At 40.5% G+C, this 26,882-nt stretch carries 17 protein-coding genes; 10 read left to right on the top strand and 7 right to left on the bottom strand.

Annotated elements, in window-relative coordinates; all coding sequences use genetic code 11:
- Positions 1-270: 270 nt before the first annotated feature.
- From K0S23_RS10490 to K0S23_RS10500, 3 genes are all read left to right on the top strand, one after another.
- On the top strand, positions 271-4,740 hold the full coding sequence (locus K0S23_RS10490) for a T9SS type A sorting domain-containing protein (RefSeq protein ID WP_300356938.1): 4,470 nt from the start codon (positions 271-273) through the stop codon (positions 4,738-4,740).
- 116 nt (positions 4,741-4,856) lie between these two features.
- The gene (locus K0S23_RS10495; RefSeq protein ID WP_300357483.1) at positions 4,857-5,381 is read left to right on the top strand and encodes a 3-hydroxyanthranilate 3,4-dioxygenase; all 525 of its coding nucleotides are present in this window, start codon (positions 4,857-4,859) and stop codon (positions 5,379-5,381) included.
- Positions 5,382-5,444: 63 nt separating this feature from the next.
- Positions 5,445-5,978 carry a hypothetical protein gene (locus K0S23_RS10500; protein ID WP_300356940.1) on the top strand — a complete coding sequence of 178 codons (534 nt, stop codon included), beginning with the start codon at positions 5,445-5,447 and terminating at the stop codon, positions 5,976-5,978.
- 69 nt (positions 5,979-6,047) lie between these two features.
- Here K0S23_RS10500 and K0S23_RS10505 read toward each other — a convergent pair whose 3' ends face one another.
- Genes K0S23_RS10505 through cdd form a run of 3 tightly spaced genes read right to left on the bottom strand, consistent with a single transcriptional unit; the run spans position 6,048 to position 7,831 of the window.
- Positions 6,048-6,263 (bottom strand): RNA-binding S4 domain-containing protein, encoded by a 216-nt coding sequence (locus tag K0S23_RS10505; protein ID WP_300356942.1) that lies wholly within the window; start codon positions 6,261-6,263, stop codon positions 6,048-6,050.
- A 54-nt stretch (positions 6,264-6,317) separates the two neighbouring features.
- Complete coding sequence (meaB, locus tag K0S23_RS10510) at positions 6,318-7,355, bottom strand: methylmalonyl Co-A mutase-associated GTPase MeaB (protein WP_300356944.1); 1,038 nt, start codon at positions 7,353-7,355, stop codon at positions 6,318-6,320.
- Entirely contained in the window at positions 7,352-7,831 is a 480-nt protein-coding gene (cdd, locus tag K0S23_RS10515) for a cytidine deaminase (protein WP_300356946.1), read from the bottom strand. The genes meaB and cdd overlap by 4 nt, the downstream gene beginning before the upstream one ends.
- An 87-nt stretch (positions 7,832-7,918) precedes the next feature.
- Here cdd and mtaB point away from each other — a divergent pair, with 87 nt between their 5' ends.
- Positions 7,919-9,247, top strand: coding sequence for a tRNA (N(6)-L-threonylcarbamoyladenosine(37)-C(2))-methylthiotransferase MtaB (gene mtaB, locus K0S23_RS10520; RefSeq protein ID WP_300356948.1), 1,329 nt, complete (start codon positions 7,919-7,921; stop codon positions 9,245-9,247).
- Between the two features lies 1 nt (position 9,248).
- Positions 9,249-10,625 carry a hypothetical protein gene (locus tag K0S23_RS10525; RefSeq protein ID WP_300356949.1) on the top strand — a complete coding sequence of 459 codons (1,377 nt, stop codon included), beginning with the start codon at positions 9,249-9,251 and terminating at the stop codon, positions 10,623-10,625.
- On the opposite strand, the gene K0S23_RS10530 is transcribed toward K0S23_RS10525, so the two are convergent.
- The gene (locus tag K0S23_RS10530; RefSeq protein WP_300356951.1) at positions 10,609-14,517 is read right to left on the bottom strand and encodes a gliding motility-associated C-terminal domain-containing protein; all 3,909 of its coding nucleotides are present in this window, start codon (positions 14,515-14,517) and stop codon (positions 10,609-10,611) included. The two genes, K0S23_RS10525 and K0S23_RS10530, sit on opposite strands and share 17 nt — an antisense overlap.
- A gap of 166 nt (positions 14,518-14,683) precedes the next feature.
- Between K0S23_RS10530 and K0S23_RS10535 the strand changes: the two genes are divergently transcribed.
- From K0S23_RS10535 to gpmI, 3 genes are read left to right on the top strand one after another with little or no spacing between them, the layout of a single operon-like run.
- Positions 14,684-16,585, top strand: coding sequence for an amidophosphoribosyltransferase (locus tag K0S23_RS10535; protein ID WP_300356953.1), 1,902 nt, complete (start codon positions 14,684-14,686; stop codon positions 16,583-16,585).
- Positions 16,586-16,590: 5 nt separating this feature from the next.
- Positions 16,591-17,493, top strand: coding sequence for a HAMP domain-containing sensor histidine kinase (locus tag K0S23_RS10540; RefSeq protein WP_300356955.1), 903 nt, complete (start codon positions 16,591-16,593; stop codon positions 17,491-17,493).
- Positions 17,483-19,009 carry a 2,3-bisphosphoglycerate-independent phosphoglycerate mutase gene (gene gpmI / locus K0S23_RS10545; protein ID WP_300356957.1) on the top strand — a complete coding sequence of 509 codons (1,527 nt, stop codon included), beginning with the start codon at positions 17,483-17,485 and terminating at the stop codon, positions 19,007-19,009. The genes K0S23_RS10540 and gpmI overlap by 11 nt, the downstream gene beginning before the upstream one ends.
- A gap of 69 nt (positions 19,010-19,078) precedes the next feature.
- Here gpmI and K0S23_RS10550 read toward each other — a convergent pair whose 3' ends face one another.
- A complete protein-coding gene (locus K0S23_RS10550; RefSeq protein WP_300356959.1) occupies positions 19,079-21,313 on the bottom strand; it encodes a choice-of-anchor L domain-containing protein in 2,235 nt (744 codons plus the stop codon).
- Between the two features lie 155 nt (positions 21,314-21,468).
- Between K0S23_RS10550 and K0S23_RS10555 the strand changes: the two genes are divergently transcribed.
- Together K0S23_RS10555 and K0S23_RS10560 are read left to right on the top strand one after the other, a co-directional pair.
- Positions 21,469-22,857 (top strand): dipeptidase, encoded by a 1,389-nt coding sequence (locus K0S23_RS10555; protein ID WP_300356961.1) that lies wholly within the window; start codon positions 21,469-21,471, stop codon positions 22,855-22,857.
- A 1-nt stretch (position 22,858) separates the two neighbouring features.
- Positions 22,859-23,353 carry an LEA type 2 family protein gene (locus K0S23_RS10560; RefSeq protein ID WP_300356963.1) on the top strand — a complete coding sequence of 165 codons (495 nt, stop codon included), beginning with the start codon at positions 22,859-22,861 and terminating at the stop codon, positions 23,351-23,353.
- A 167-nt stretch (positions 23,354-23,520) separates the two neighbouring features.
- Here K0S23_RS10560 and K0S23_RS10565 read toward each other — a convergent pair whose 3' ends face one another.
- Both K0S23_RS10565 and K0S23_RS10570 read right to left on the bottom strand, forming a co-directional pair.
- Entirely contained in the window at positions 23,521-25,059 is a 1,539-nt protein-coding gene (locus K0S23_RS10565) for a glycine--tRNA ligase (protein ID WP_300356965.1), read from the bottom strand.
- 220 nt (positions 25,060-25,279) lie between these two features.
- Positions 25,280-26,677 (bottom strand): rhodanese-like domain-containing protein, encoded by a 1,398-nt coding sequence (locus K0S23_RS10570; RefSeq protein ID WP_300356967.1) that lies wholly within the window; start codon positions 26,675-26,677, stop codon positions 25,280-25,282.
- Between the last annotated feature and the right edge of the window lie 205 nt (positions 26,678-26,882).

Raw genomic sequence — 26,882 nt, forward strand, 5'->3', positions numbered from 1 at the left:
AGTAAGGGCCTTTTTTGTTGATTAATCAATAATTGAAACAATAGTTGATATAAAATTAACTTAACGATTGATTGATCAATCAAATTAATCCAATCTGACTAAGCTCTCAGAACCCAATAAATTCAAATGATTCAGTGAAAATATGCCGTTCATCAACTAAACTCTGCATATAAGAAACTCATATCGTTCTCTGAATAAAAAATAAAAGAAATTGGTATTAATGAACTGTTAATTCTTTACATTTGTTTGAACGTAAATAAATTACAACTTATGAAGAAAAAACTACAAAAGTATTTGTCTTTATTATGTTTGTTTGTGACGCTGAGTTACTCAAACATGACATTCGGACAAATAAATTACACCGCCAATTTTGATGCCGGCATGCAAAGCTGGACATCACCTGGATCTGATTTCAGCCAATACACAGGTGCTACGGCATGTGCGGTTGGAGCGGTCCGCACCAATCTTTATTCAGGCAACACAGCTGCAATTTTAGAATCTCCAACTGTTGGAACTTCTACAGGCGGTATGATTGTGATGTCTTATGACTACAAGGTTGCAAACTGGAGTGCAAATACTACAGGGACAACAAATCCATGGGGACAATTCACTGTTGAATATGCTTCATCTGCTGCTGGACCATGGACTTTAGTGCCCAATTCTGCAATCAATCAAACAAACCACGTAGTATCAGGTAGCTGTGTTACTAAACAAGTTGCATTTACTGCTCCGGCAGGTGCTGTTTTTGTTCGTTTCAACAGTACGTGGACTTCAGGAGATTATTACCTGAATTTTGACAATGTTACTTTAAGCGAGCTTCCAGCTCCTCCGGCTCCTGTTCAAGCAGCAGGAACACCAACTTGTGTTTCAGGTTCAACGGTTGACCTAACAGGAACACCTCCTGCTAACACAACCTGGTACTGGCAAACAAGTGCAAACGGTACAAGTACCGCAAATCCATATGTTGGTCCTCTTACGATTTCAGCAAATGGAACTTACTACGCAAATGCTTTCAATAGCACATATAATGGTTGGTCAAGTGCTTCATCCGTTGTGGTAAGCAATTTCCCTACGGCAACGACGCCAATGGCGCCAACTGCAGCAGTAAATCCTGCTTGTACGCCTGGGACAACGATTTCAATGCCGGCTGCGCCTGCCGGAACAGAATATTACTGGCAAGGTACTGTAGTTAACGGATCAAGTAATGCAAACCCTGCAACTGTTCCTTACAATGTTACTGCTACAGGAACTTATACTGTTGCGGCATATGAAACAGCTACACAATGCTGGTCAAATACATCAAGTGTTACAGTTAATGTTCATACAATAATCCCACCAAGTGCGGTTGTTAATCCTACGTATTTTAACTATTGTACAAGTGCTCCTGCAATGCCGGTTTCGGCTGCTACACCGGCACCGAGTACAAACGTATTAACATGTGTTTCCAATGCACTTGCATCAGGTCCTGATAACAGCGGCGTAACAGCAACAGTTAATAACTTCAGCTGTGTAACGGGAACTCCTATGAGTGCTACATTATCCGCTACAATCGGAAACCAATGTACTAACTGGTATTCTTACAACATTGTTGTAAACGGTGTTACTGTTGCAACAAACCAATGTAACCAGTCAAATTTTGATTTGACTCCGTATTTACCTTTAACATCTGTTTCTGTTGTTTCTGTTGATGAAGACGTTTTCGCGGATAACATTACAATGAACTTAACAGTTACGGTAACGCACATTGCACAACCATACTCTTTATCATGGTTCAGCGCAGCAAGCGGTGGTTCTTCTTTTGCAACAGGATCTCCTGTAGAAGCAATCGGAACTCCGGTATTACCTGTTGCTGCAAACGGATCTTACCAATTTTATGTTGCTAACAACCAAGGAGGATGTGAAAGTCCACGCACTTTGGTTACTTTAAATGTTACTGATGTACTTGCTGTTTTAAATCCTGTGAATGTTACTTGTAACGGATTGGATAACGGTACATTTACATTAGGTACAGTTACTTGTGGTACCGCTCCGTTTACATACTCTGTGGATGGTGGTGCTTTCGGTCCGATTCCAACTAACCTTACTCCTGGAATACATTCCATTGTAATGCAAGATGCGAACATGTTAAACAGTGCTCCGATTTCAATTACAATTACAGAGCCTTCTGCTCCAACAGCTTTAAATGCTTATAATGTTACATTCTTTAACGGAATGTTGACATGGACTCCACAAGGAAATGAAACTACATGGAACTATGAATTTGGTCCTGCAGGATTTACTCCGGGAACTGGAATCTTGGTAGCAAACAATGATACGGTTGCTATTACCGGACTTACTGAAGATACGGATTATGAATTCTACGTACAGGCAGGTTGTATTGCAACTTCTGACTGGGCTGGACCTTTCGCATTCTCTACAGATGTACCTTTCTCAGCTTGGGACAGTCAGTGTGGTCCTGGATTTACTCCAATCCATACAACAGGAACAGCTTTGAACCTTACAGATGACGCAACTATTGGAATTACAACTGTAAACCCTGTTAATTTCCAGGGAGTAACTTCAAACAACATTACAGTTAGCAACAACGGATGGATTCAATTCGGTGGTGTAACTCTAAATGCATGGCAAGTTGACATTGACGATGAAGAAGGGAATGTTTACTGGCAAGAAACTACTATCGGCGGTGACAATTATTTAATCGTTGAATGGTACAACAGACCTAAATATGTAACAGTTTCAGGTCAAAATGTCACATTTGAAATCGCAATTAACCAAACAACAGGTGAGATTTTCTACCTGTATGATGATAAAGTATTCGGTGGTTCTCAAAGTGCATACGATTACGCGGGGAATTTTGCAACTATTTCTGCATCAGGACCAATGTCTACATTGACTGTTTCTTACAACAGCCAAACATACTTACAAAACAATTCATGTGTTAGATTCTATACGGCTCTTTGCCCGAACGTTCAAAACATGGTAACACTTACATCTACCAATGACGGTCAGTTAAACTGGGATGCAGGTATGTACGGTGAAACTTCATGGACAGTAATCTACGGTGAAGAAGGATTTGATCCTGCAATTCCAGGACAAGCAATCGATACATTGGAAGTAACTTCTTCTGATGTAAACTTCGGTGGTACATTAGAGCAATTGACTTGTTATGATGCCTATATCTATTCAGAATGTCAGGCAGACAACCTTACTTCAGACGGTTTCTTAGTAAACTTCTGTACTAAGCCTTACTGTGCTGATATTACTTCCCTTGCTGGTACTTCAGATCCGGATTCACTTGAATTAACTTGGAACTGGGTTGAATCAAGTCCTATTTATCCTGTTACAGGATTCAAAGTTCAATACGGAATGACAGGATTTACAATTGGTTCAGGAGAAATCTCTCCTGCAACTGGCATCAACTTTGCTGACACAATCTTTGACGTAACATTAATGGGTTCAGGGGTTTATCAAGTGTACGTACAAGCTGAGTGTGACGGTACTAACGACACATCTAACTGGGTAGGACCGATTACAATTGTAATGCCTGTAACGAATGATGTTGTTTGTTCACAAGAAGCAATTCAGTTAAACAATACTTACACATTCAATAACAATGGTGCAGGTGTTTCTTTAAATGAAACAACGATTGCTCCTCCTGCAACAGGTACTCAAACAACTGACGGTTGGGCTAACTCTACATTGAATGGTACATTATGGTACACATTCGTAGCTCCTGCATCCGGTTCTGTAAGAATCAACTCAAATGCGATTTCGTACAACGGTCAGGCTGGTGTATATACAGCAAACAACTGTGCTGACTTTAACACATTTACGTTATTGGCAGCAAATGACAATGAAATCGGTGGAACAAGCTTAGCTCCAAACTTTACAGTTTGTGGTTTAACGCCAGGTACTACTTATTACATCATGTACGACAAGTTCGATGGTACATCAGGTAACTTTAGCTTAAGAGTAACTGAGATCGTTCTTGAAGGAGGAACAGCACTGCCATTAACTGAGATTTGTTACGGTGATAACGTGAATCTATTCACAACAATTACAGGTAACAATACAGGAGGTACTTGGTCTTCTTCTATTCCATCAGTGAATGCAAGCATTACCGGTTCAGATTTTGAATCAAACGGTTTAGCTTATACGACATTTGATTTGGAATACCGAGTTATTGACGGATGTGCTTACGATTCAATCGTTTCACAGGTAAAAGTTTATGCTCCTTCAAACGCGGGAATCGACGGTACGATCACAGCTTGTAGAAACGAGCCGATCGACTTGTTAGCCGGATTGAATGGAAATGCTGACTTGAATGGTGACTGGTATGATCCTTCAAATGCATTGATGGCAAACTCACAGGTTACTACTGCAAACTTTGCTGGACAATATAACTACGATTATATTTCAGGAAATAATGTTTGTCCGGATGATACAGCAAACGTTGTTGTAACTGTTTTATCTTGTAATTTCTTATCAATTGATGAAAATGCATTGGAAGAAGTATCACTTTATCCGAACCCTTCTACAGGTGTTGTATTCGTTGAATCAACATTCACAGGAAACTTTGATTTAGTGGTTACTGACATCAACGGACGTACTATTCAAACTGGAAAAAATATTGTTTCCGGTACAAATACAGTAAACCTGAAAGAAGTTGAAAGAGGTACTTACTTCTTCAAACTTTCTACAGAGAATGCTGAAAAAGTATTCCGTGTAGTAATACAATAACGTTAACGTTAATTATATGGAGCCCCTTGTAAAATTTACAAGGGGCTTTCTTTTTATAACACTTAATATTGCAAATAGCTCATTCATTTGGTACTTTTGATAAAAACACACGGGATATGTTAATGCCATTTAATTTACATCAGTGGATTGAGGAAAACAGGGAGTTGTTGAAACCACCTGTTGGAAACAAAAATCTCTATAAAGAGGCTGGTGATTTCATCGTAATGATCGTCGGAGGTCCAAATGCGAGAAAAGATTATCACTTTAATGAAAGTGAAGAACTTTTTTATCAAATCGAAGGGGACATTACAGTTGGTATCCAACATGAGGGCAAAGCAAAGGATATTGTTATCAGAGAAGGAGAAATGTTCCTGTTACCGGCCAGAATCCCTCACAATCCACGTCGTGGAGAAAACACCGTGGGACTTGTTATTGAGCGAGTGCGTAAGAACACAGACATGCAGGACGGATTGTTTTGGTTTTGTGAAAAATGCAATCATGAATTAAAACATTACCGTTTTAAGCTCGACAATATTGAAAAGGATTTTCTTCCACGTTTTAAGGAATTCTATAATTCTGAAGAAATGAGAACTTGTTCCGTTTGCGGACATCAAATGGAAGCAGATCCAAAATTCACTTAATCCTTAATCTGGGTTAATTGTTACTTTTACCCAAAAACGAATTCACTTAGAAAAACAATTGATATGCATTTTTTTGTTGGAATCATCTTTCCTATCCTAATTTCTATAATCTCCGGAGGAGGAGTTTTACTGATGGCTTACTTATTTTTAAAGAAAACCGGAGACCGCGAGATCAGAGCTAGCCAGATTGAATTAAAAAAAGAACGTCAAAAACATTTTCTTCCGATGAGAGTGGAGGCTTATCAGCGAGCTGCCCTTTTAATGGAACGCATCCATCCCGGAAGTTTAGTAATGCGTCTTCATAATGCAGGACTTCCTGCTAAAAAGCTTCAAACAGATTTATTACAGGCCATTCGCGAAGAATACGATCACAATGTTTCACAGCAAATGTTCGTTTCCCCGCAAGCCTGGGATATGGTAAGAAACTCCAAAGAGGAAACGATCAAGATCATTAATTTGGCAGGAAGCCAAATGGATGCAACAGCTCTTTCAACGGATTTAGCCGCAAAAATATTCGAAGTCGTAGCCGAAGTAGGTAAACTACCTACAGAAATTACCGTTGAGTATCTGCGAAAAGAATTGCAGGAATTATTCTGATATGAATCCCGGTCTCGTCCGGGATTTTTTGTTTTGGATTCTCTGATAAAAGTGAGAGATCAACAGGATTTATTTCAAAACAATCCGAACCTCGTCACCCACTTCAATAATATCACCGGAGACTAATTTTGCACGCTTTCTTGTTTCCAGTTCTCCATTACGGAACACTTCTTCGTCTTCCACGATCATTTTTGCATGACCACCCGTCTGAGCAATTCCGGTAGCCTTTAAAAGGCCTAGTAACTCAATAAATTCTCCGTTGATTGTAAATTCAATCTTCTCCATACTGCAAATATATCGCTTTAAATCATGTTTCCTGAAATTACGGACGATCCAAGCTTATTCTACACCTTTTCGATATAGACCATAAATTTCTTCTGCAGCTTCAAAGGCAGAGATCGTTCCATTTTCTACTTCCACTTCTTTTTCTTTGATTTTGGCACTTATTTTTTCATGAAGCCATAAGCCTTGAATTAATAAATCTTTCAAGGCTTCGTGCATCCAGTTCAAATCCTGGTGTTTTCGCTTGGAGTCAAAACTACCATTCAACCTGGTATGACGCTCGAAACGTTCGATCATCTCCCAAACGGTATCAATATTGGTGTTTTCCAACGAACTGCATGTTTTTACTTCCGGGATCCATCCATTGGAAGTTGGTGGGAAAAGGTGAATTGCGTTCTTTAATTCCCGCGCTGCCAATTTCGCCTTGTTTATGTTGTCTCCATCAGATTTTGTAACCGCCAACCCATCAGCCATTTCCATGATCCCTCTCTTAATTCCCTGGAGTTCATCTCCGGCACCGGCAAGAAGAAGTAAAAGGAAAAAATCGACCATTGAGTGAACCATGATCTCCGATTGTCCGACGCCAACAGTTTCGATCAGCAAAACATCATAACCCGCAGCCTCACAAAGAATAATTGTTTCCCGGGTTTTTCGGGCAACTCCACCCAAGGTACTTCCGGCAGCAGAAGGACGGATAAATACATCTTCGTTTTGAGACAAGGTTTCCATACGGGTTTTATCACCTAAAATACTGCCCCCTGTTCTTTCACTGCTTGGATCAATTGCCAGAACAGCCACTTTTTTACGATTCGTCAAAATGGTTTGTCCAAATTTTTCAATAAATGAACTTTTACCCACTCCCGGAACACCGGTAATTCCAATTCGCAGGGAATTTCCTGAAAATGGAAGACAGCGACGGATCAAATCTTTTGCGGTTTCCTGATCTTCTTCACGCGTACTTTCAAGCAAGGTTATCGCACCACTCAAGGCAGTCCGGTCTCCCAAACGAATAGCATCAAACAGCTTTGTCGCTGTACGATTCTCCCGTACTCTCTTCCGGGAAGAAAACCATTCTTCAAGACGTTTTTCGTTCATAACTGCTTTACCCCAAATGGAAATACTAAAATATCTTTAATACTATTGAAAACCCAGGTCTTGCCATCCTGTGCGACCAAAATAATCCGGATATCACCTTCCTGGCGCGATTCGGATTCTGCAATAACCTGTCTGCAGGAACCACATGGAGAAACGCATTCATCTTCCATGATTAAATCTCCTTCGGCCACAACAACAATTGTCTTGACCGTTGTATTCGGATAGTTTGCCCCTGCATAAAACAAAGCGACACGTTCGGCACACAGACCACTCGGATAAGCAATATTTTCCTGATTATTTCCTTTCACAATCGTGCCATCAGCCAGTAAAACCGCCGCTCCAACCTTGAAATTACTGTACGGAGCGTAAGCATTCTTCGCCGCTTCGTAAGCCTTCTCAATTAAAAGATATTCAGAGCCGGGAAGTTCCTTCCAATGATCAAACCATTCGTAATCAATCTTCAATTGCTTTTTCATACACTAACAAATATAACGAATACTTATAAGGGTGTTTTTTTACAGACTCGAAATTGTCTATCTTTGTGCCCTCAATTCTGCAAAAAAATGCAACAGTATAAAAAAGTCGCTTTTTACACCCTCGGATGCAAACTGAACTTCTCAGAAACATCTACTATATCCCGACTTTTTGAAAATGCGGGTTTTGCAAAAGTCGATTTTGAAGAAACACCTGATATTCTTGTTATCAATACATGTTCCGTTACTGAAAATGCAGACAAGAAATGCAAGCAATTAGTCAGACGCGCAAAAAAAATAAATCCGGAGGTTTACATCGCAATCATTGGTTGTTATGCACAATTGAAGCCTACTGAAATTGCTCAAATTCCTGGAGTATCACTTGTGCTTGGCGCAAACGAAAAGTTTAACATTGTTGAACACCTGGAGAAGCAGAATGAGATCGAGTCCCAATTGATATCCGGAGAGGAACAGGGAGCAGTTGTAAAATTTGAGAACATCAAACAAACGACCAGCTTTATTCCTTCCCACTCCATGGGAGACCGAACCAGGTCTTTTTTAAAAGTGCAGGATGGTTGTGATTACTTTTGTACTTTTTGTACCATTCCTTTGGCACGTGGTAAAAGCAGAAATGCCAGTATTTCAGAAACAGTACTGGAGGCACAGAAAATTGCGGATACTAAAATCAAAGAAGTTGTTCTTACCGGTGTAAATATCGGTGATTTTGGCCAGGGGGAAGATGAAAATTTCTTCGAGTTGGTAAAAGCACTTGACCAGGTTAATGGTATAGACCGTTACCGCATTTCTTCTATAGAACCCAACTTATTGAGCGATGAGATCATCCATTTTACTTTAAAGGATTCGAAACGCTTTGTTCCACATTTTCATATTCCGCTTCAATCCGGCAGTAACCGCTTGTTGAAAGCAATGCGGAGAAAATATCTACGGGAATTGTATGTGGAGCGAGTTCAGCACATCAAGAAACTACGTCCCGATTGTGCGATCGGTGTAGATGTAATCGTAGGATTCCCGGGAGAAACGGATGAAGAATTTTTGGAAACTGTGGATTTCCTAAAAGACCTGGATGTTTCTTATTTACACGTTTTCACCTATTCAGAGCGCGCAAATACAACAGCCGTAAAATTAGGAGAACCGGTTCCGAATCAGATCAGAGCACAACGCAGTAAACAATTACACATTCTTTCCGATAAGAAAAAACGAGCGTTTTATGAATCACAAGTTGGTTCAAAACGGACCGTTTTATTTGAAGCCGAAGAAGATGAAGGAATCATGTACGGCTTTACCGAAAATTATGTGAAGGTGAAAACAGCCTTTAACCCGGAACTCGTAAATCAGATGCAGAATGTACAACTTACGGAAATTGACCGGGATGGTGTTCTGAAATGTGAATTCATCTAAGATGAACCGGAATTCTCAAATAATCTACTATTTAGGGTTCATTCTTGCATTCAGTTACGTCGTCATTCGTGGATTTATCTTAGGAATTACACACGATGAAGCGTTGACATACAAAATCATCCAGGGTGATGAAATTCTAAAGGGAACGGCCAACCATCATTGGTTGAACACACAGCTGAGTTCTCTAAGCTCTGTAATCTTCGGAGCAAAGGAATTCGCTCTTCGGCTGCCAAACATTTTGTCTTTTGCTGTTTTTTGGTTTTTCCTGTTTCGCATTTCCGGGAATTTTCTAAAATCTTCATACACACAAGTTGCCCTGCTCCTGCTTCTTTGTGGAAATCCCTTCATTCTTGATTTCTTCTCACTATGCCGTGGATATGGACTTTCTCTTGCTTTTGTAACAGCTTCTTTATTTTACCTTTTTCAAATTACTGCGTTAAAGAGTGAATCCAGGCCTATTCATTATTACTTATCCACCGTTTTTTCAATCCTGGCTTTAAGTGCAAACCTGAACACTCTTAACTATTTTTTAATCCTTCAGGCTTTAATTCTCCTGAGTGCAATCGTTTTCAAACCAAAGAACCGGATCATTCTGTTGATTGTCATAATTATTCTAAGTGGAGTTTCCCTTTATTTTTCGTTGGACCGATTATTCTTCCTAAGAGACCGGAATGAATTGTATTTCGGAACAGGAGATTTAAATTCAAGCATAGACAACCTCATTTATTCCAGTTTCTATTTCAGAGAGGGTTTCGGGGGAGTCAGCATACTTCGTTATGGGCTTTACGCTCTGCTTCTTTTTGCAGGGTTTCTTACGGTCCGAAAAAAGCAATTATTCAATCCTGGTACAATTACTTTCATTGTTCTGGTCAGTATTTTTATTGCGTTGGTATCCGAACATTATTTATTCGAAGCACTTTACCCTATTAACCGTTCTTCCTTATATCTGTATCCGGTCATTCTTTTGGCATTCCTTTTAAATATTGATGGATTGAAAATAAAACTGGCAAGTATCACTGTGCTTCTTTGCTCCTGGGTTTTTATACTTGTAAGTCTGCCGGTTTACAATTTCAACAATACCATGACCTGGTCAGAAGATAGCGCAATTAAAACAGCCATGCTATTGATCAAGGACGATATTAAGGACAATTCAATACATATTGCGGAATGCTCGTGGTTCTACGAGCCTCTTATCAATTATTACCGATTGGAATATCAGGTTCCGGTTCAGGAAGTATTCAGAGATGAAATTAAGCACGAAGCTGAATATTTATTGATTCAGAATGAATGGACCCCAAACAAAAACTATAGATTACTTTTTTTGGATCGAAACAGCAGATTGACGGTTCATAAACGAAAGTCTATCGCAGCAAATTAACATGACCTACGATTTGATGTCTTTCATCTGAAATCATTTCACCATATTCGATCTTCCAGGTATAAACACCGTCAGGAGAAGGTTTCCCGGCATAGGTTCCGTCCCACATTTGAGAAAGTGCATCTCCGCTGTAAATAAGTTCGCCCCATCTGTTGAAGATCTCTAAACGGAAATCACGGATGTTTACTCCCAGAGCAAAGAACATTTCATTCGTCCCGTTATGGTTTGGTGTGAAGGTATTTGGAACATATATCAGGGCATCGTAATAAATGCGCACAATGTCCGTCGCAGAACAACCGTTGATATCGTAAACCGTGACCGTAAATGTCATGGGTTTGTTGGGCTCCGTAACCGGATTTTGACAAACATTGCAAGACAAATATTCTGCCGGACTCCATACATAACTGATAGCAGTATTCGAAATTGCATTTAACTGAACTTCTTCTCCGAAAATGGCATAAACATCGGGGTTTGTCTGTACAAACGGTGAAGGAAATAATTCAACTCTTACCGATGCAGTGTCCGAACAGCCATACTGGTCAACCCCAACCACTACATAGGTCGTTGATATTCCGGGCTTTACCAGAACCACTGCACCATTTGGCTGTAATAAGCCATACGGACCAGGTGACCAGGTATATGAAACGCCACCGGATGCAAAAATGGATGCAATTTCTCCGGGACAGATCGTCGTATCATTTCCTGCCAAAATAATTGGAACATTAATTTCCACAAAGATGCTGTCTCTGACTGTTCCACAGGCATTCGAAAAATCGCAGTAATAGTATTGGCTAGTTTGAGTGCTGATCGTAACTTGCGGGCCGGTAACAGGATTGATGTCTGTTTGTGGTGACCAGTTATAAGAAGTTGCTCCGGAAACATTGACGACTCCAGATGCTCCCTGACAGTATACCAAGCTATCCGGCATAACAGGATCAGGCATATCCGCATCTACATGAATATGAACATTCCCTGTCAATTCGCAGCCATCAGAAGTTGTTCCAACCACCGAATAAGTAATCGATTGCAAAGGGGTTGAAACCGGATTCAGGCTGGATGGATTATCCAAATAAGTGGCAGGACTCCATGTTATTTGGGTAACTCCATTCGCAAACAGATTGACCGAATTGCCTGCACAAATCGCGGTATCATTTGAAATACTGAGCGCTCCGTTTAAAATATTCACCTGGGCGTAAACCGTATCAATACCACAACTATCAGATATAACACAATAGATCTGTACATTTTGAGATGATGTCACAAGCGGATTCGAAATATTAGGATTGTTGAATAGTGCTGCAGGTTCCCAATGATAAACCGAACCTCCGAATGCCTCCATTTGGAATGGAACATTGGCGCAAGTTTCAGCAAGTGGATTTACGATTCCGCCGTTGAAATCTCCGATATTCACTATAAATTGTACGGTGTCGGGAGTGAAGCATTGAGTTGTATCTCTCACTATTAAGGTAACAGTGTATTGTCCTGGTCCGCTATAAACGTGTGACGGGTTTACCAGGTTGGATGTACCTCCGTCTCCGAAATGCCATTCAAATTCATTTCCGTTCGCACTGTTGTTATTAAATACTACCGGATCCGGCAAACAAACAAGAGGGTCCGGTGCCGCAACAACTGCTTCAATAGTACTCAATTCAAATTTAAATGCTGCGAGGTTACAATTCGGGCTTGGATTGCTTGGACCCCATACCCCCGGAGTGGTGGTAAAACCATTATTCACACTTCCACAAGCTGCACAAACAGCATGGTAAATATTTCCGTTCTTATCAAACCTGCTGGTTCCGCCGTCTACGTGATTACTTGAAGAATTGGTTGTTCCCCCGATAAAAGTTGCATAATTCAAGGCTGTTGCATCCTCTTCCAAAACTGCAAGCCAAAAGTTACTTCCATTAGTTGTGGACTGATATGCATCTGAGGTAACCGGCAATCCGGATGTTGTACTATTCACTGCACCCGGAGAATTAGCTACATTTACTTGTCCTCCCCAACCCGCAAGATAAATTTCATAGCAATTGGAAACCAGGAAAGCTGTAGGTGAAATTTCAATATGCCCGGAACCGGAACCGATTGGTGTAGTCCAAAGCACATTGGAAAGATCCGGCAAAAATTTAGCCACAAACTGACCCGAATTTGCAACTCCGTATTTTCCCGGTGAAATAGCGATCGAGCCTGCCGATTGTGCATAGATGTATACATTATCATCTAAATCCAGTTGGACAAAGAATGCCTGGTCGTATTCGTTCGTTCCGGAATAAGTACCTGACAGAACCGCACCGGCACCTGATAAACGCATAACATATGCATCAGCAATACCACCGTTGTAGGTTAAATCCATACCTGTAGAAAAAGGCATATTGGATGAAGTTGTTCCCCCGGCCACAAAAACTTCCCCTGTACTGGAAATTTGAATCCCATTCCCGGAATCATGGCCCGAACCACCAACAAAAGTTGACCAGATTAAAGAAGTCAAACCGTTATTCATTTTGACTACAACCGCATCCTGGGCACCATTTAGCACCCCTTGAAAGGCATTTGCCACCGGGAAATCGAAAGAAGCAGAGGAACTTGCAACATAAACTTCTCCATTCTTTACAACAATTTCTCCCCTAAAAGGATCTCCATAATTGAAATACAGGCTCCCGGCATTAATTCCGTCTGTACCCGCACCTCCCAAATAAGTCGAACCAATCAAATTTTCACCGTTTTCATCAAAATGGCAAACATACATATCAGCTCCAATGAAACCCAACTCGTTGGTTATAATGGTTGGTCCGCCATTAAAACTTTGATCTACACACCCGGTTATTGTTGGGAAATTTGGCGAACTTGTAACTCCGAGTGCGTATAAATGTCCTTGCGGATCAGTAACTAAACTATGTACCGATTCATTTCCGGAACCACCCAAATAGGTCGAATAAATCAAAGCCGTACCGGTCGTATTAAATTTGGTGATTGCTACATCAAACCCGGGAATTGTTCCTCCTCCAAGTGAATATGAATTCCCGCCATTAAAGCTTAAATCGTAAGATCCGGTGACAGTGGGATAAAAGCCTGGTCCGGCAAACACAATTCCTCCGGCATACAAATTCCCTTCCTGATCCGGTGTGGCTGTCATCCCCCAATTATCCATCGTAGATCCTGTAAAAGTGGAGAAAACGATATCGGGATCAATTACCAGCGTGTCCGTTTCCGAATAACCTTTTGGAAATTCATAAGAAACCAACCCATTTTCCAGCTTGAATAAAACCGGAACTTTTGATTTTCGTCCATTCTTTATATTCCAGGCAACCGGTTCTTTCTCAATGATCTCACCGAAATCAGTACGGGTTACCAAATCTCCTTCACGAAGAAAAACCTCTTTACTTCCTGAAATTTTAGTGATGATCTGTTTTACATCTGCTCCCGGGGCAAGGATAAAGGAATACTTCAGAAAATCAGCCTGTCCTTCTACGATCAGATCGATTCCGTTATAAACATCATCGTAGATAACCTTATCCGTACTATAAACTTTTGATTTCCATTTGCTCCGGTCACTTCCCTGGTAGTAATTTCGATAAGCCTGGCTGGGTTTTCCTTTTGATTTCGCTCCTTTCCAGGAAACATTGAGAAATTCGGATTTAACGATCTGGCAGTGAATAGCTGCTTCTTCTGCGGCGACAGATTCTTTTTCTTTCCCATCGTGGTGATGAGACATTGCATCGCTCAAAAAATAGGTGAATCCGGTTTCGTTGATTAGCACGGATCCCTGATGCATATCCACTTTGAAATGAACCCGAGAATCCCACTGTCCTTCGTTTGGGTGCAACAATACATTTTCAGTCTGCCCAAAAGCAACTGAATATAAGCACATTACACCAAAAAAAATGCGATAGAACATTAAACGAATTTACAAATACTAATCAAAATAAAAAAGCACAAAGAATGTTATTTATTTACCTGTATTTACTAGACTATGAATTCAATAAAAAGTTGTTTTTTGATAAAACATTTCTCACCTGAATCGATTTAGAATCCGTAACTTTGCACCAAGATTTTTGATGCCCATGAGCGATGCAATTAAACATGAATGCGGAATCGCACTCATTCGATTAAAAAAGCCACTACAGTATTATGTTGATAAGTACGGAACGGCTTTTTATGGTTTAAACAAGCTTCATCTTTTAATGGAAAAGCAGCATAACCGGGGACAAGATGGCGCCGGTGTTGCAAACATTAAATTAGACATGGAACCCGGAGAGCGTTATATTTCGCGCTACAGGAGTATCGATCCCAAACCAATCCAGGATATTTTTGATCATATCAATAAGCGTTTTTACGAAATCGGGGAAGAAAATCCCGAGTTACTAAAAGACGTGAATTACCTGAAGAAAAATGCCGGATTTACCGGAGAATTATTTTTAGGACATTTAAGATACGGAACCTTCGGTAGGAATTCAATTGAGAGTTGTCATCCGTTTTTAAGACAAAACAACTGGATCACCAGAAACCTGGTTGTTGCAGGGAATTTTAACCTTACAAATGTTGATGAGCTTTTCGAGGTGTTATTGGAAATCGGGCAGCATCCAAAAGAAAAATCAGATACAGTAACCGTTCTTGAGAAAATCGGGCACTTCTTAGATGTTGCAAACGATGAGCTGGTTCAAAAATACCAGTCTCTGGGTTACAATAGTCATGATGTTTATCAAAAAGTTGCGGAAAACATTGATATTCAGCAGATTCTGAAACAATCTTCGGAAGTTTGGGATGGCGGATACGCAATGGCTGGATTGTTTGGTCACGGAGATGCTTTCGTATTGCGAGATCCGAATGGTATCAGACCGGCATTTTACTTTGAAGATGAAGAAGTTTGTGTGGTTGCGTCAGAAAGACCGGTTATTCAAACAGCATTCAACTTAAAGTATGATGAGATCAGGGAATTAACTCCCGGACATGCTTTGATTATTAAGAAAAACGGTACCGTTTCCGAAGTTGAGATCAATGCACCGAAAGCTCCGGCAAAATGTTCCTTCGAACGCATTTATTTCTCCCGTGGAAATGATTTTGACATCTACCAGGAGCGTAAGAATCTGGGGCGTTATGTTGTTCCGAATGTATTAAAAACAATCGATTACGATTTAGATAATTCTGTTTTCTCCTTTATCCCAAACACTGCAGAGGGCAGTTTTTACGGAATGATCAAAGGTTTGGAAGATTATCTGAACGAACAGAAATACGAACAATTATTGGCTATAGACGGGAAACCGACTCCGGAACAATTGAAAGAAATCCTGAACCGCAGAGCACGTATAGAAAAGATTGCTATCAAAGATGCAAAGGCACGCACATTTATCACACAAGATGATGCGCGGGATGATATGGTTGCCCAGGTTTACGATATTACCTATGGCTCGGTCGTTCGCGGAAAAGACAATTTAGTTGTTATTGATGACAGTATTGTTCGTGGAACAACTTTAAAACATTCCATTTTACGCATTTTGGATCGTTTGGATCCGAAACGCATACTCGTTGTTTCATCGGCTCCTCAAATCCGTTATCCCGATTGCTATGGAATTGACATGGCTAAAATGGGAGATTTCATAGCTTTTGACGCTGCCATTACCTTACTTAAAGAAAGCGGCAGACAACATATCATAGACAGTTGTTACCGCAAATCAAAAGAGCAGGAGAAATTACCGAAAGAGCAAATTATAAACTACGTAAAAGACATTTACGCTCCTTTTACAGCCGAAGAAATTTCTGCTCAGATTGCCAAAATGCTTACTCCGGAAAACATCAAAGCAGAAGTTCATATTGTTTATCAAACAGTAGAGGATCTACACAGAGCATGTCCCGGAAACACAGGTGATTGGTATTTTACAGGGAATTACCCTACTCCCGGAGGGAATAAAGTCGTGAACAAAGCTTTTATTAATTATATTGAAGGCAAAAACGAACGAGCTTACTAAGAAAAATGCTTAAAAAACCAACAACTGTTTTCGTATACTTGTTGGGTGCTTATGTACTGATTCAATTCCTTTGGTGGGGTTATCATCTTATTGATTTAACCCGCGCATCGCATCATACAGACCAAACTGTTAACAAACGAATCATAATGATCATCGGTGAAGGATCAGTCTTCCTGGTTCTCTTGCTTTTCGGTCTTTGGAAAATAAAGCGCTCCATCAAGAAAGAAATTCAGATAGCCCGCCAGCAGAATAATTTCATGTTATCTGTAACGCATGAGCTAAAAACTCCGCTTGCAGCAACTAAGCTCTATCTTCAGACCATTCAAAAGCATAAGTTAAGTGAAGAAAAACAAATTGAACTGATCCAAAAAGCATTGGACGAATCAAGCAGGCTGGAAACCTTGGTCGAGCAAATACTTACTGCTTCTAGGCTTGAACAACAAGCCATGCCGCGCCTGATGACCTCTATTTCTTTGAAAGATTTCCTGCAGAAATTAATTGCAATTCAGGAGAAAAGATTCAACATTTCCATTCGTATGAATGACTTCAAAGACATTCAATTCGAAACAGATCCGCTTATTTTCACCAATATTCTGAATAATCTTATCGAAAACGCCTACAAATACGGGTATACCGAACAAGGTATTGATTTAACGGTTTCCAAAGATGATCAATACATTTCTATAGGTGTAAGAGATTACGGAAAAGGAATACCGGCAGAACAGCAGGATCTCTTATTCAAAAAATTCAATCGTTTAGAAAACGAAGAAACACGCAGCACAAAAGGAACCGGACTTGGGTTATTCATAGCCAAAGAATGCGCAAGAACCCTCGGGGGAAACCTAAAACTCATAAAAGTTGAAGGCCCCGGAGCATGTTTCCAAATACAAATGCCTTATGATGAGTAATCAGAAAGTTGGTTTAATAATTCTGGATGGTTGGGGAATTGGAGACCGTTCAAATGCCGACGCCATTTTTAATTCAAGAACCCCGGTAATGGATTCATTACTTGAAAAATATCCGCACAATACCCTGACAGCCAGTGGTGAAGCAGTAGGTCTTCCGGACGGCCAGATGGGGAACTCGGAAGTAGGACATCTGAATATCGGGGCTGGCCGTGTAGTTTACCAGGAACTAACCCGTATTAACAAATCCATTCGCGAAGGTGTCTTTTTTCAGAACCCTGTTCTGGTGGAGTGCTTTCATCAAGCGAAAAAAAACGGAACAAAAGTTCATTTTATAGGCCTCGTTTCAAATGGTGGAGTTCATAGTTCACAGGATCATTTGCATGCCTTACTGGATATGGCTAACAGTTATGACCTAAAGAATGTTTGGGTACATGCATTTACAGACGGTAGAGATTGCGATCCGAAAAGTGGTTTAGGGTTTATTGAAAAGCTGGAAGATTATATGAAGCTGTCTACCGGTAAAATTGCAACCATTGTGGGGCGTTATTATGCGATGGACAGAGATAATCGCTGGGAGCGCATCCAGGTGGCTTATGATGCAATGGTAAGAGGAATCGGTAAACCATTCTTTCATGCAGCCAAATCAATTGAAGCAAGTTATGAGGATGACATTACCGACGAATTTATCCAACCGCTCATTATCAATACCGGAGAAGGAAGAATTCAGGATGGAGATACCGTAATTTGTTTCAACTTCAGAACAGATCGTCCGAGAGAAATCAGTCAGGCCTTGACCCAGCAGGCATATCCTGAATACGGAATGAAACCCCTGCACCTGTCGTATTATACCATGACCAGGTATGATGCCAAGTTCAAAAACGTACATGCAATCTTTGAGAAAGACAACCTGCATAACACATTAGGTGAAATATTAAGCAAAATGGACCGCACTCAGGTACGAATTGCTGAAACAGAGAAGTATCCGCATGTTACCTTCTTTTTCAATGGTGGGCGCGAGCAGGAATTCAAAGGTGAATCCAGAATTTTGGTGAAATCACCCAAGGTTGCGACTTATGATTTACAACCTGAAATGAGTGCTCCTGAGGTAAAGGAGCGGATTCTGGAAAAATTAAGAACAGATGAACCCGACTTCTTTTGTTTAAACTTTGCCAATCCGGATATGGTTGGCCATACAGGAGTTTACGAGGCTATCGTAAAAGCTGTTGAAACTGTTGACTCATGCCTGGGTGAGATTGTTGATCTATGTTCCATTTTAAACTATGAATTAATAATCATTGCCGATCACGGAAATGCTGATGTAGCATTTAATGCTGACGGTTCACCGAATACAGCTCATTCATTGAATCCCGTACCGGTTATTCTTGTTACAAAACAGGAGGATTTGCGGTTAAACTCAGGAATTCTGGCTGACGTAGCCCCTACTATTCTCGATCGCATGCGTATTGCTGCTCCTTTAGAAATGAGTGGTAAAACGCTGGTGACTTTAAATCATTAAAAAACCGAAAATATACAAACAAGTAGGGCGCGATTAATCGCGCCCTACTTGTTTTATGAGTATTACTTATTATTGTCTGATCAATTGTAAAAATCCTTGACCTGTAAGTTCTCTGCCCATTAATCCTTTCACGGTGTATTGTACGAAATAAACTCCGTCCGGTGCAATAGTGCCATTGATTTTTCCATCCCAGAAAGGATCTAATCCTGTTCCTTCATATACCAAATTACCCCAGCGGTTATTGATTGTAATCGTTACCTCAGTTGCATTGGTGGTTGTCAATTTAAACACCTCGTTGTTTGCATCACCATTTGGTGTAAAGATGTTCGGAATGATAACCGTTGGTTCCGGGTAAATACAAGAACCGTCATTTTGAACTGCAGTCGGATCAAAGTTCGTTGCAAGCGGGTCAGTACAGCCACATTCAACAATTGCTACGGATGCATAAGCGGTATCTCTACATGGTCCGTTAATTGCGATCAACACCTGATCAGCTGAAACTGTAAAGGTTTGATTCTGGGAACTTAAATCGTTTACCATTGCTGAATTACCATTTCCAAAATACCATTCAAAATTCGTTGCATTCTGACTGTTGTTTGTAAAGGTTACATTCAAAGGATTACATCCGGAAATCGAACTTAAGGTAAAATCAGCGATCGGACCCGGCTCACTAGTCAACAATATGGAATCCGTAACCGAACAAACATTATCCGTAAGTGTGAAAACATACCATCCCGGAGGAAGATTTTGCATTACAGTAGCGTCGATTTCAAATGGTCCGCCGGTATTTGGTCCTTCCCAGTGATACTGCGGCTGGCCAGTTATTCCTTCTCCCATTCCACTTACGGCTCCATCCGGTGTACAGGCAGAGGCCGGGAACATCATCATCGTATCAATAGCTAAAGTTTGATTCATGGTTACCGTTACGGTATCCGTTCCGGTATTCCCACATTGGTCTGTAGCAGTGACATAATAATCAATTGATCCGTTTTGAAAAATCGGTACATAAGCCGAATTTCCGGTTTGTCCCAGATAAGACCAAAGATATGTGTATGGACCAAAACCTCCACTGGCTGTAGCCGTTACAGGCACAGAATCGTTGGCACAAAATACCGTAGGATTTGACTCATTAATTGGTAATGTTGGTCCGTCAATAATATATAGCGTTCCTGTTGTAATAATGGTATCTCCACATTCCGTAATTGTTGTAGCTGTAATAATTACAGTCTCAGGAGTCTCAGTAATTCCATCTCCGATAGGAAATAAGTTAATTACAATTGTATCCTCTCCGGGAAGGAAAGTAATCGGGTTTGGTAAATTATTATAATCTGCCCCGGCGTTTGGTGACATAATAGCTGTACCGCCGATATCATAATTCACCAATAAGGTATCACCCAATTGCGTTTGAGGACGGGAGAAGATGAATTGTGCACCTGTACAGTTTTCAATTACAGTAGTATCTCCGGTTACTGTTGCAACAGCGATATCCACAGCCTCTGAAGAGAATGAATCAGCTTCGAGAAAAACCCCTGAATCCCAACCATTATCAGCAATATTACAGATAGCAAGTTTAATGTGATAAGTTTGTCCGCATTGTACACTTGCATTCGCCGTTAAAACTACAGTAGTTCCGTCAAATTGAATAGCATTTCCATATGCTACGCCATTTACATTGTTAACGTAATAAGCAGAATTCGTTGATGGACTTACATTATCAATAGTTACAGGAGTTGCTGTTCCGGGTACCAAAGCAATATTTATTGCACCGTTTGAATACGGCCCGGCTATCCCAGGTCCTGAAAGGAAAAAACCAAATGCATCATTGAATCCCGCGTTAACAAATTCAGGATATTCTTCCGACCCGAAGATATATCTGAAACTAATGGTATCTCCGGATGGAACAAAGTCAAATTCCAAAACGACTCCGTTAGTTGGATTGTCATTTGAAATAGCAATCAAATCCGGATCTGTAGAAACATCCGGAGTTGCCGGAACATTATTAGAAAATGACCCTGAGTTATTCGGACCAACTGCTGCGTTTCCATTACCGGATGTTAACAATACTCCGGTTGAAATCGGGAAACTAGAACCGTTGCTGTTGAAAAAAGTAACATTCCCCTGTGGAGTCTGAGCATTCACTGCAGAACCATTATAGGTAATGTTCGAAGCAACAACTCCATTTCCCATTAAAATGTTTTGTACCAGTGTACTTGGTGATTGTGTATTTTGCACAACGATTTGTGCTTTTACATCATTCCAGATAAGAATGAGACCTAAAATAAGTATTGTAGTAATTTTCTTCATATCATAATCTTATGTCCTTTAGACTCAAAAATGTGTTAAAGGTTGCATTTAAGTGCCAATATTATTAAATTTTGTTTAACTGTTAAATTTTAATCACAATTATTCGATAAAAAACGCGGCGATTTAACCAAATTTGCCTGAGAAATATAAAAATCATGCAAAATACCCAAAAATATATACAAAAGTCCAAAGATAAGTTTTTAGTAGAACTAATTGACCTTTTGAAAATTCCGACAGTTTCCGCAGACAGTGCTTATGCCAAAGAAGTGATTCGCGGAGCTGAAAAGGTTGCTGAATTCCTTAAAGAAGCAGGAGCTGAAAAAGTGGAAATCTGCAAAACAGCCGGTCATCCGATTGTATATGGAGAAAAGATCATTGATTCTTCTCTTCCAACCGTACTGGTATATGGACATTACGATGTTCAACCTGCAGACCCGATCGACCTGTGGACTTCACCTCCATTCGAGCCTGTATTGAAAAAAACAGATATTCATCCGGATGGTGCTATTTTTGCTCGCGGAGCGTGTGACGATAAAGGTCAGTTTTTCATGCATGTAAAAGCTTTCGAAGCAATGATTGCAGCCAATGAACTTCCGTGCAATGTGAAATTTATGATCGAAGGGGAAGAAGAAGTTGGTTCTGTAAACCTGGGTGTCTTCATTAAAGAAAATAAGGAACGTCTTAAAGCTGACATTATTTTGGTGTCAGACACAGGAATGTTAAGCAACGATACACCATCTATCACAACAGGATTGAGAGGATTGAGTTATGTTGAAGTTGAAGTAACAGGGCCAAACAGGGATCTTCACTCTGGTCTTTACGGCGGCTGTGTTGCGAATCCGATTAATATCTTAACCAAAATGATCGCTTCACTGCACGACTCGGATAATCATATTACAATCCCGGGGTTTTATGCAGATGTAGTTGAATTAAGTCTGGAAGAGCGGGCAGAGATGGCAAAGGCGCCTTACAACGAGGAAGATTACAAAAAAGCATTGAACATAGATGCTGTTTACGGTGAAAAAGGATATACAACACCAGAAAGAGGTTCTATTCGTCCGACACTGGATGTAAACGGGATCTGGGGAGGATATACCGGTGAAGGTGCAAAAACTGTTATTGCTTCGAAAGCCTATGCCAAAATTTCCATGCGTTTGGTTCCGAACCAGGAGCCGGAAAAAATCACTGAATTGTTTGCCAAACATTTTGAATCCATTGCACCTGCCGGGGTGAAGGTTGCAGTAAATCCACATCATGGCGGAGAACCTGTTGTAACACCAATTGATTCGATTGCTTACAAAAGTGCAGCGAAAGCCTATGAAGAGACATTCGGTAAAACACCAATTCCGGTAAGAAGCGGCGGAAGTATTCCGATCATTGCTTTATTCGAGAAAGAATTGGGACTGAAAACGGTAATGATGGGCTTTGGCCTGGACTCAGATGCGATCCATTCACCCAATGAACACTTCGGTTTATTTAATTTTTACAAAGGAATTGAAACCATTCCGTATTTCTTCCATTATTTTAATGAAGCAATGAAATAAGATGAAGAAGATACTTTTTATATGTGCGTTCTTAATCACGGTATCCAGCTGTGAGTTTATAGAACCTGAAGTTTCCGGGTATTCCAATTTTAAATTTGGGAAATTAGAAGGAAAAACATTGAATGTGAGTTTCGATGCGACTGTAGACAATGAAAACGGTTACGGATTCAAGATCAAGAAAGGGAAACTGAACGTTTCAGTCAATGACCTGGAGATCGGAGTAATAGACCTGAACAACAAGATCAAAGTCAGGAGAAAATCTGAGCACGTTTATACTGTCCCGTTAAAGCTAAGTTTAAGTGACGGAGCTTTGTTCCGTATTGCAAAGTTGGCAAATGCTGAGAAATTCGAGCTGAAACTGGACGGAACGGTTCGCGGAAGTGTAATGGGATTCGGGAAGAATTTCGATATACATGAAACGCGCAACTTGTCCAGTGGAGATATTAAATTTGAGGGTTTACTTGAAGGTATAATGAAGGGGGCAAACCGGGATTGATTTTTTTACCAAATAGTATAAAACTAAAAAGCCCCGACTAGCAATTTCGGGGCTTTTCTATAAATTTAAAATAATGTACCTCGGTAAATGGTGGATAATCTTACACTTATCCCCAAATCCTGGATCCATCCGGCTAACACTTGTCGTTATCGAAAGCTTGCTTTCTCTTATTTTGCAAGTAGGTTTCTCCAACTTACCTTTCCTTCAATCTTTGCTCTCAACTCTGAAATAGCCACGCGTTCCTGTAACATGGTATCCCTGTCACGAATAGTAACTGTATTGTCTTCCAATGTCTGATGATCCACCATCACACAATAAGGCGTTCCGATCGCATCTTGTCTGCGGTAACGTTTCCCCGGAGAATCTTTCTCATCGTATTGACAATTGAAATCAAAACGCAAATCATTCAGGATATCCGTAGCTTTTTCCGGCAAACCATCTTTCTTGGTCAAAGGCATAATAGCAACTTTATAAGGAGCCAGTTGCGCCGGTAAACTCAATACGGCACGTTCGGAACCATCTTCCAATTTTTCATTTTTGAAAGAAGCACTCATGACAGCCAGGAACATCCGATCCAAACCAACCGAAGTCTCTACGACATAAGGAACATAATTCTGGTTCAATTCCGGATCAAAATACTGTAATTTTTTTCCTGAAAACTGTTCGTGTTGTTTCAAATCGAAGTCTGTTCTTGAATGAATCCCTTCCAATTCTTTGAATCCCATCGGGAAATCAAATTCGATATCACTTGCAGCATTTGCGTAATGAGCCAATTTAATGTGATCGTGCTCGCGGTAATACTTATCTCCCAAACCAAGCGCTTTATGCCAGGCCAAACGAGCCGCTTTCCAATGGTTGTACCACTTCATTTCATCACCCGGACGAACGAAGAACTGCATTTCCATTTGTTCGAATTCACGCATACGGAAAATAAACTGACGGGCTACGATCTCATTTCTGAAAGCTTTACCGATCTGAGCGATTCCAAAAGGAATCTTCATACGTCCGCTTTTTTGAACATTCAGGAAGTTCACGAAAATTCCCTGAGCAGTTTCCGGACGCAGGTAAATAGTAGCTGCATCACCCGCAACCGAACCCAATTCTGTTGAAAACATCAGGTTGAACTGACGCACTTCCGTCCAGTTTCTGGAACCACTGATCGGGCAAACAATTTCCAGGTCTTCGATCAATTTCTTCACTCCTTCCAGATCGTTATTCTCCAGTGTAACTCGCATGCGGTCTTCGATCTCTTTGATCTTTTCCTCGTTGCGCAACACATTCGGATTGGTCGCCCGGAATTGAGCTTCATCAAAAGCATCTGCAAATTTCTTTGCTGCCTTTTCTACTTCCTTATTGATCTTCTGACGGATTTTCTCAATATGTTCTTCGATCAATACATCCGCACGGTATCTTTTTTTAGAATCTTTGTTATCAATTAATGGATCATTGAACGCATCAACGTGACCTGAAGCTTTCCAGGTGGTAGGATGCATGAAGATTGCCGCATCAATTCCCACAATATTGTCGTTCATCTGAACCATGGATTTCCACCAATATTGTTTGATATTGTTTTTTAGTTCCGATCCCAGCTGACCATAATCATACGTCGCAGCCAATCCATCATAAATTTCTGATGAAGGGAAAACAAAACCATACTCTTTCGCGTGGGAAATGACCTCTTTTAGTAAATCTTCTTTCTGTTCCATGGCGCAAATTTAGTGGAAATAAGGGAAAATGAACTGCTTATCTTAAGATTTTATATCATAAAGGAACTCCCGCAGATCACGCAGATTACGCTGATTCTTTTTAAACATCTGGCTAAAAGAATTCATCTTTTAATATTTCCAGACAAATGAAATCTGCGTTCTTCTGCGAAATCTGCGGGAGCTTAATCTTCCCAAATTTCTAAATATGGAATTTATGTGCTTACTTTTTCGAGCTACAAACAAAATCAGTTGTGGGAATTCCTGCTTTTTTGATCGCAGCAAATCCTCCGGCAATGTCGATTAAGTTTTTAAATCCTTTTTGTTTCAATAATGAAATAGCGATCACGCTCCGGTAGCCACCAGCGCAATGCACATAATACGGATTATTGGGTTTCAGATCCCCCAGATCATCCAGCATGAAATCCAAAGCAACATGTTCTGCATTTTCCAGGTGTTCTGCTTCGTACTCTCCCGGTTTACGCACATCCAGAACCGGAAGTGAATCAATTTTAGAAGCAATACTTTCCGCACTTACTGATTCGATGGTTTCAACAGGTTCCCCGGCTTCAATCCAGGTTTGCATTCCGCCATTCAAATACCCGATACAATTATCATAGCCAACGCGGGCCAAACGCGTCACCGTTTCTTCTTCCTTACCTTCAGGAACTACCAAAACTATCGGTTGATTGATGTTTTCAATCAATGCACCCACCCACATGGCAAATGTCCCATTCAAGCCGATAAACAAACTGTTCGGGATTGCTCCCTTGATGTATTCATCCTGGTTGCGAACATCCAAAACCAGCACGTTGTCCTGAATGGATCTTTTGACTTCTTCGACACTTAAAGGAGTGATTCCTTTCGAGATCACTTCATCAATTGATTCGTAGCCATTTTTGTTCATCATGGCATTTTTAGGAAAATATTGAGGCGGAGGTAAAATTCCTTCCGTTACTTCTTTAATAAACTCTTCGCGGGTCATATCTGCCCTCAGGGCATAATTTGTTTGCTTCTGTTCTCCGAGTGTTCCCACAGTTTCAGAACTCATGCTCTTCCCACAAGAACTTCCTGCTCCATGTCCCGGGTAAACCGTTAATGAATCAGGTAGGATCATAATACGATTTCTCAAAGAATCAAAGAGCATTCCTGCCAAATCATATTGAGTCAAATCGCCTTTAATTGCCAGATCCGGTCTGCCGACATCCCCCAGAAATAAGGTGTCGCCTGTAAAAATGGCTGTTTCTTTTCCGTTTTCATCTATCAGGAGGTAAGTCACCGATTCCGGAGTATGTCCCGGTGTGTGAAGTACCTTTATGGTAAGCTTTCCAACTTTGAACTCTTGGTTATCTTCCGCAATAATGCTTTCGAAATTAGTTTTTGCTGTTGGTCCGTAAACGATCTTCGCTCCGGTATGCTTTGCCAGGTCCACGTGACCGGAAACAAAATCCGCGTGGAAATGCGTTTCAAATATGTATTTGATGCTTCCGTTCCATTCTTTGGCCAGATCCAGGTAAGGCTGAACCTCTCTCAAGGGATCGATGACTGCAATTTCTCCTTCGCTTTCAATGAAATATGCCGCTTCGGCTAAACATTTGGTATATAATTGTTCTATGCGCATGTGTGTATTTTTGTAGAACAAATTTCGTGATTATTTCGACGCAAAAAATGACTTAACTCATAAGAATTCAAAATGATGAATTCAAAATGTAAAAGTTAGCATTCCTCCTTTCTAGAGTTTTGAATTTTGAACTTTGAATTTTCATTCGATTTTGGACTGATTTTTGATTTTTCCGGTTCAGTTCGCAAAATTGCACTATTTTTAA

Origin of the sequence: Fluviicola sp., assembly GCF_029266855.1 — a bacterium.
GTDB lineage: Bacteria > Bacteroidota > Bacteroidia > Flavobacteriales_D > Crocinitomicaceae > Fluviicola.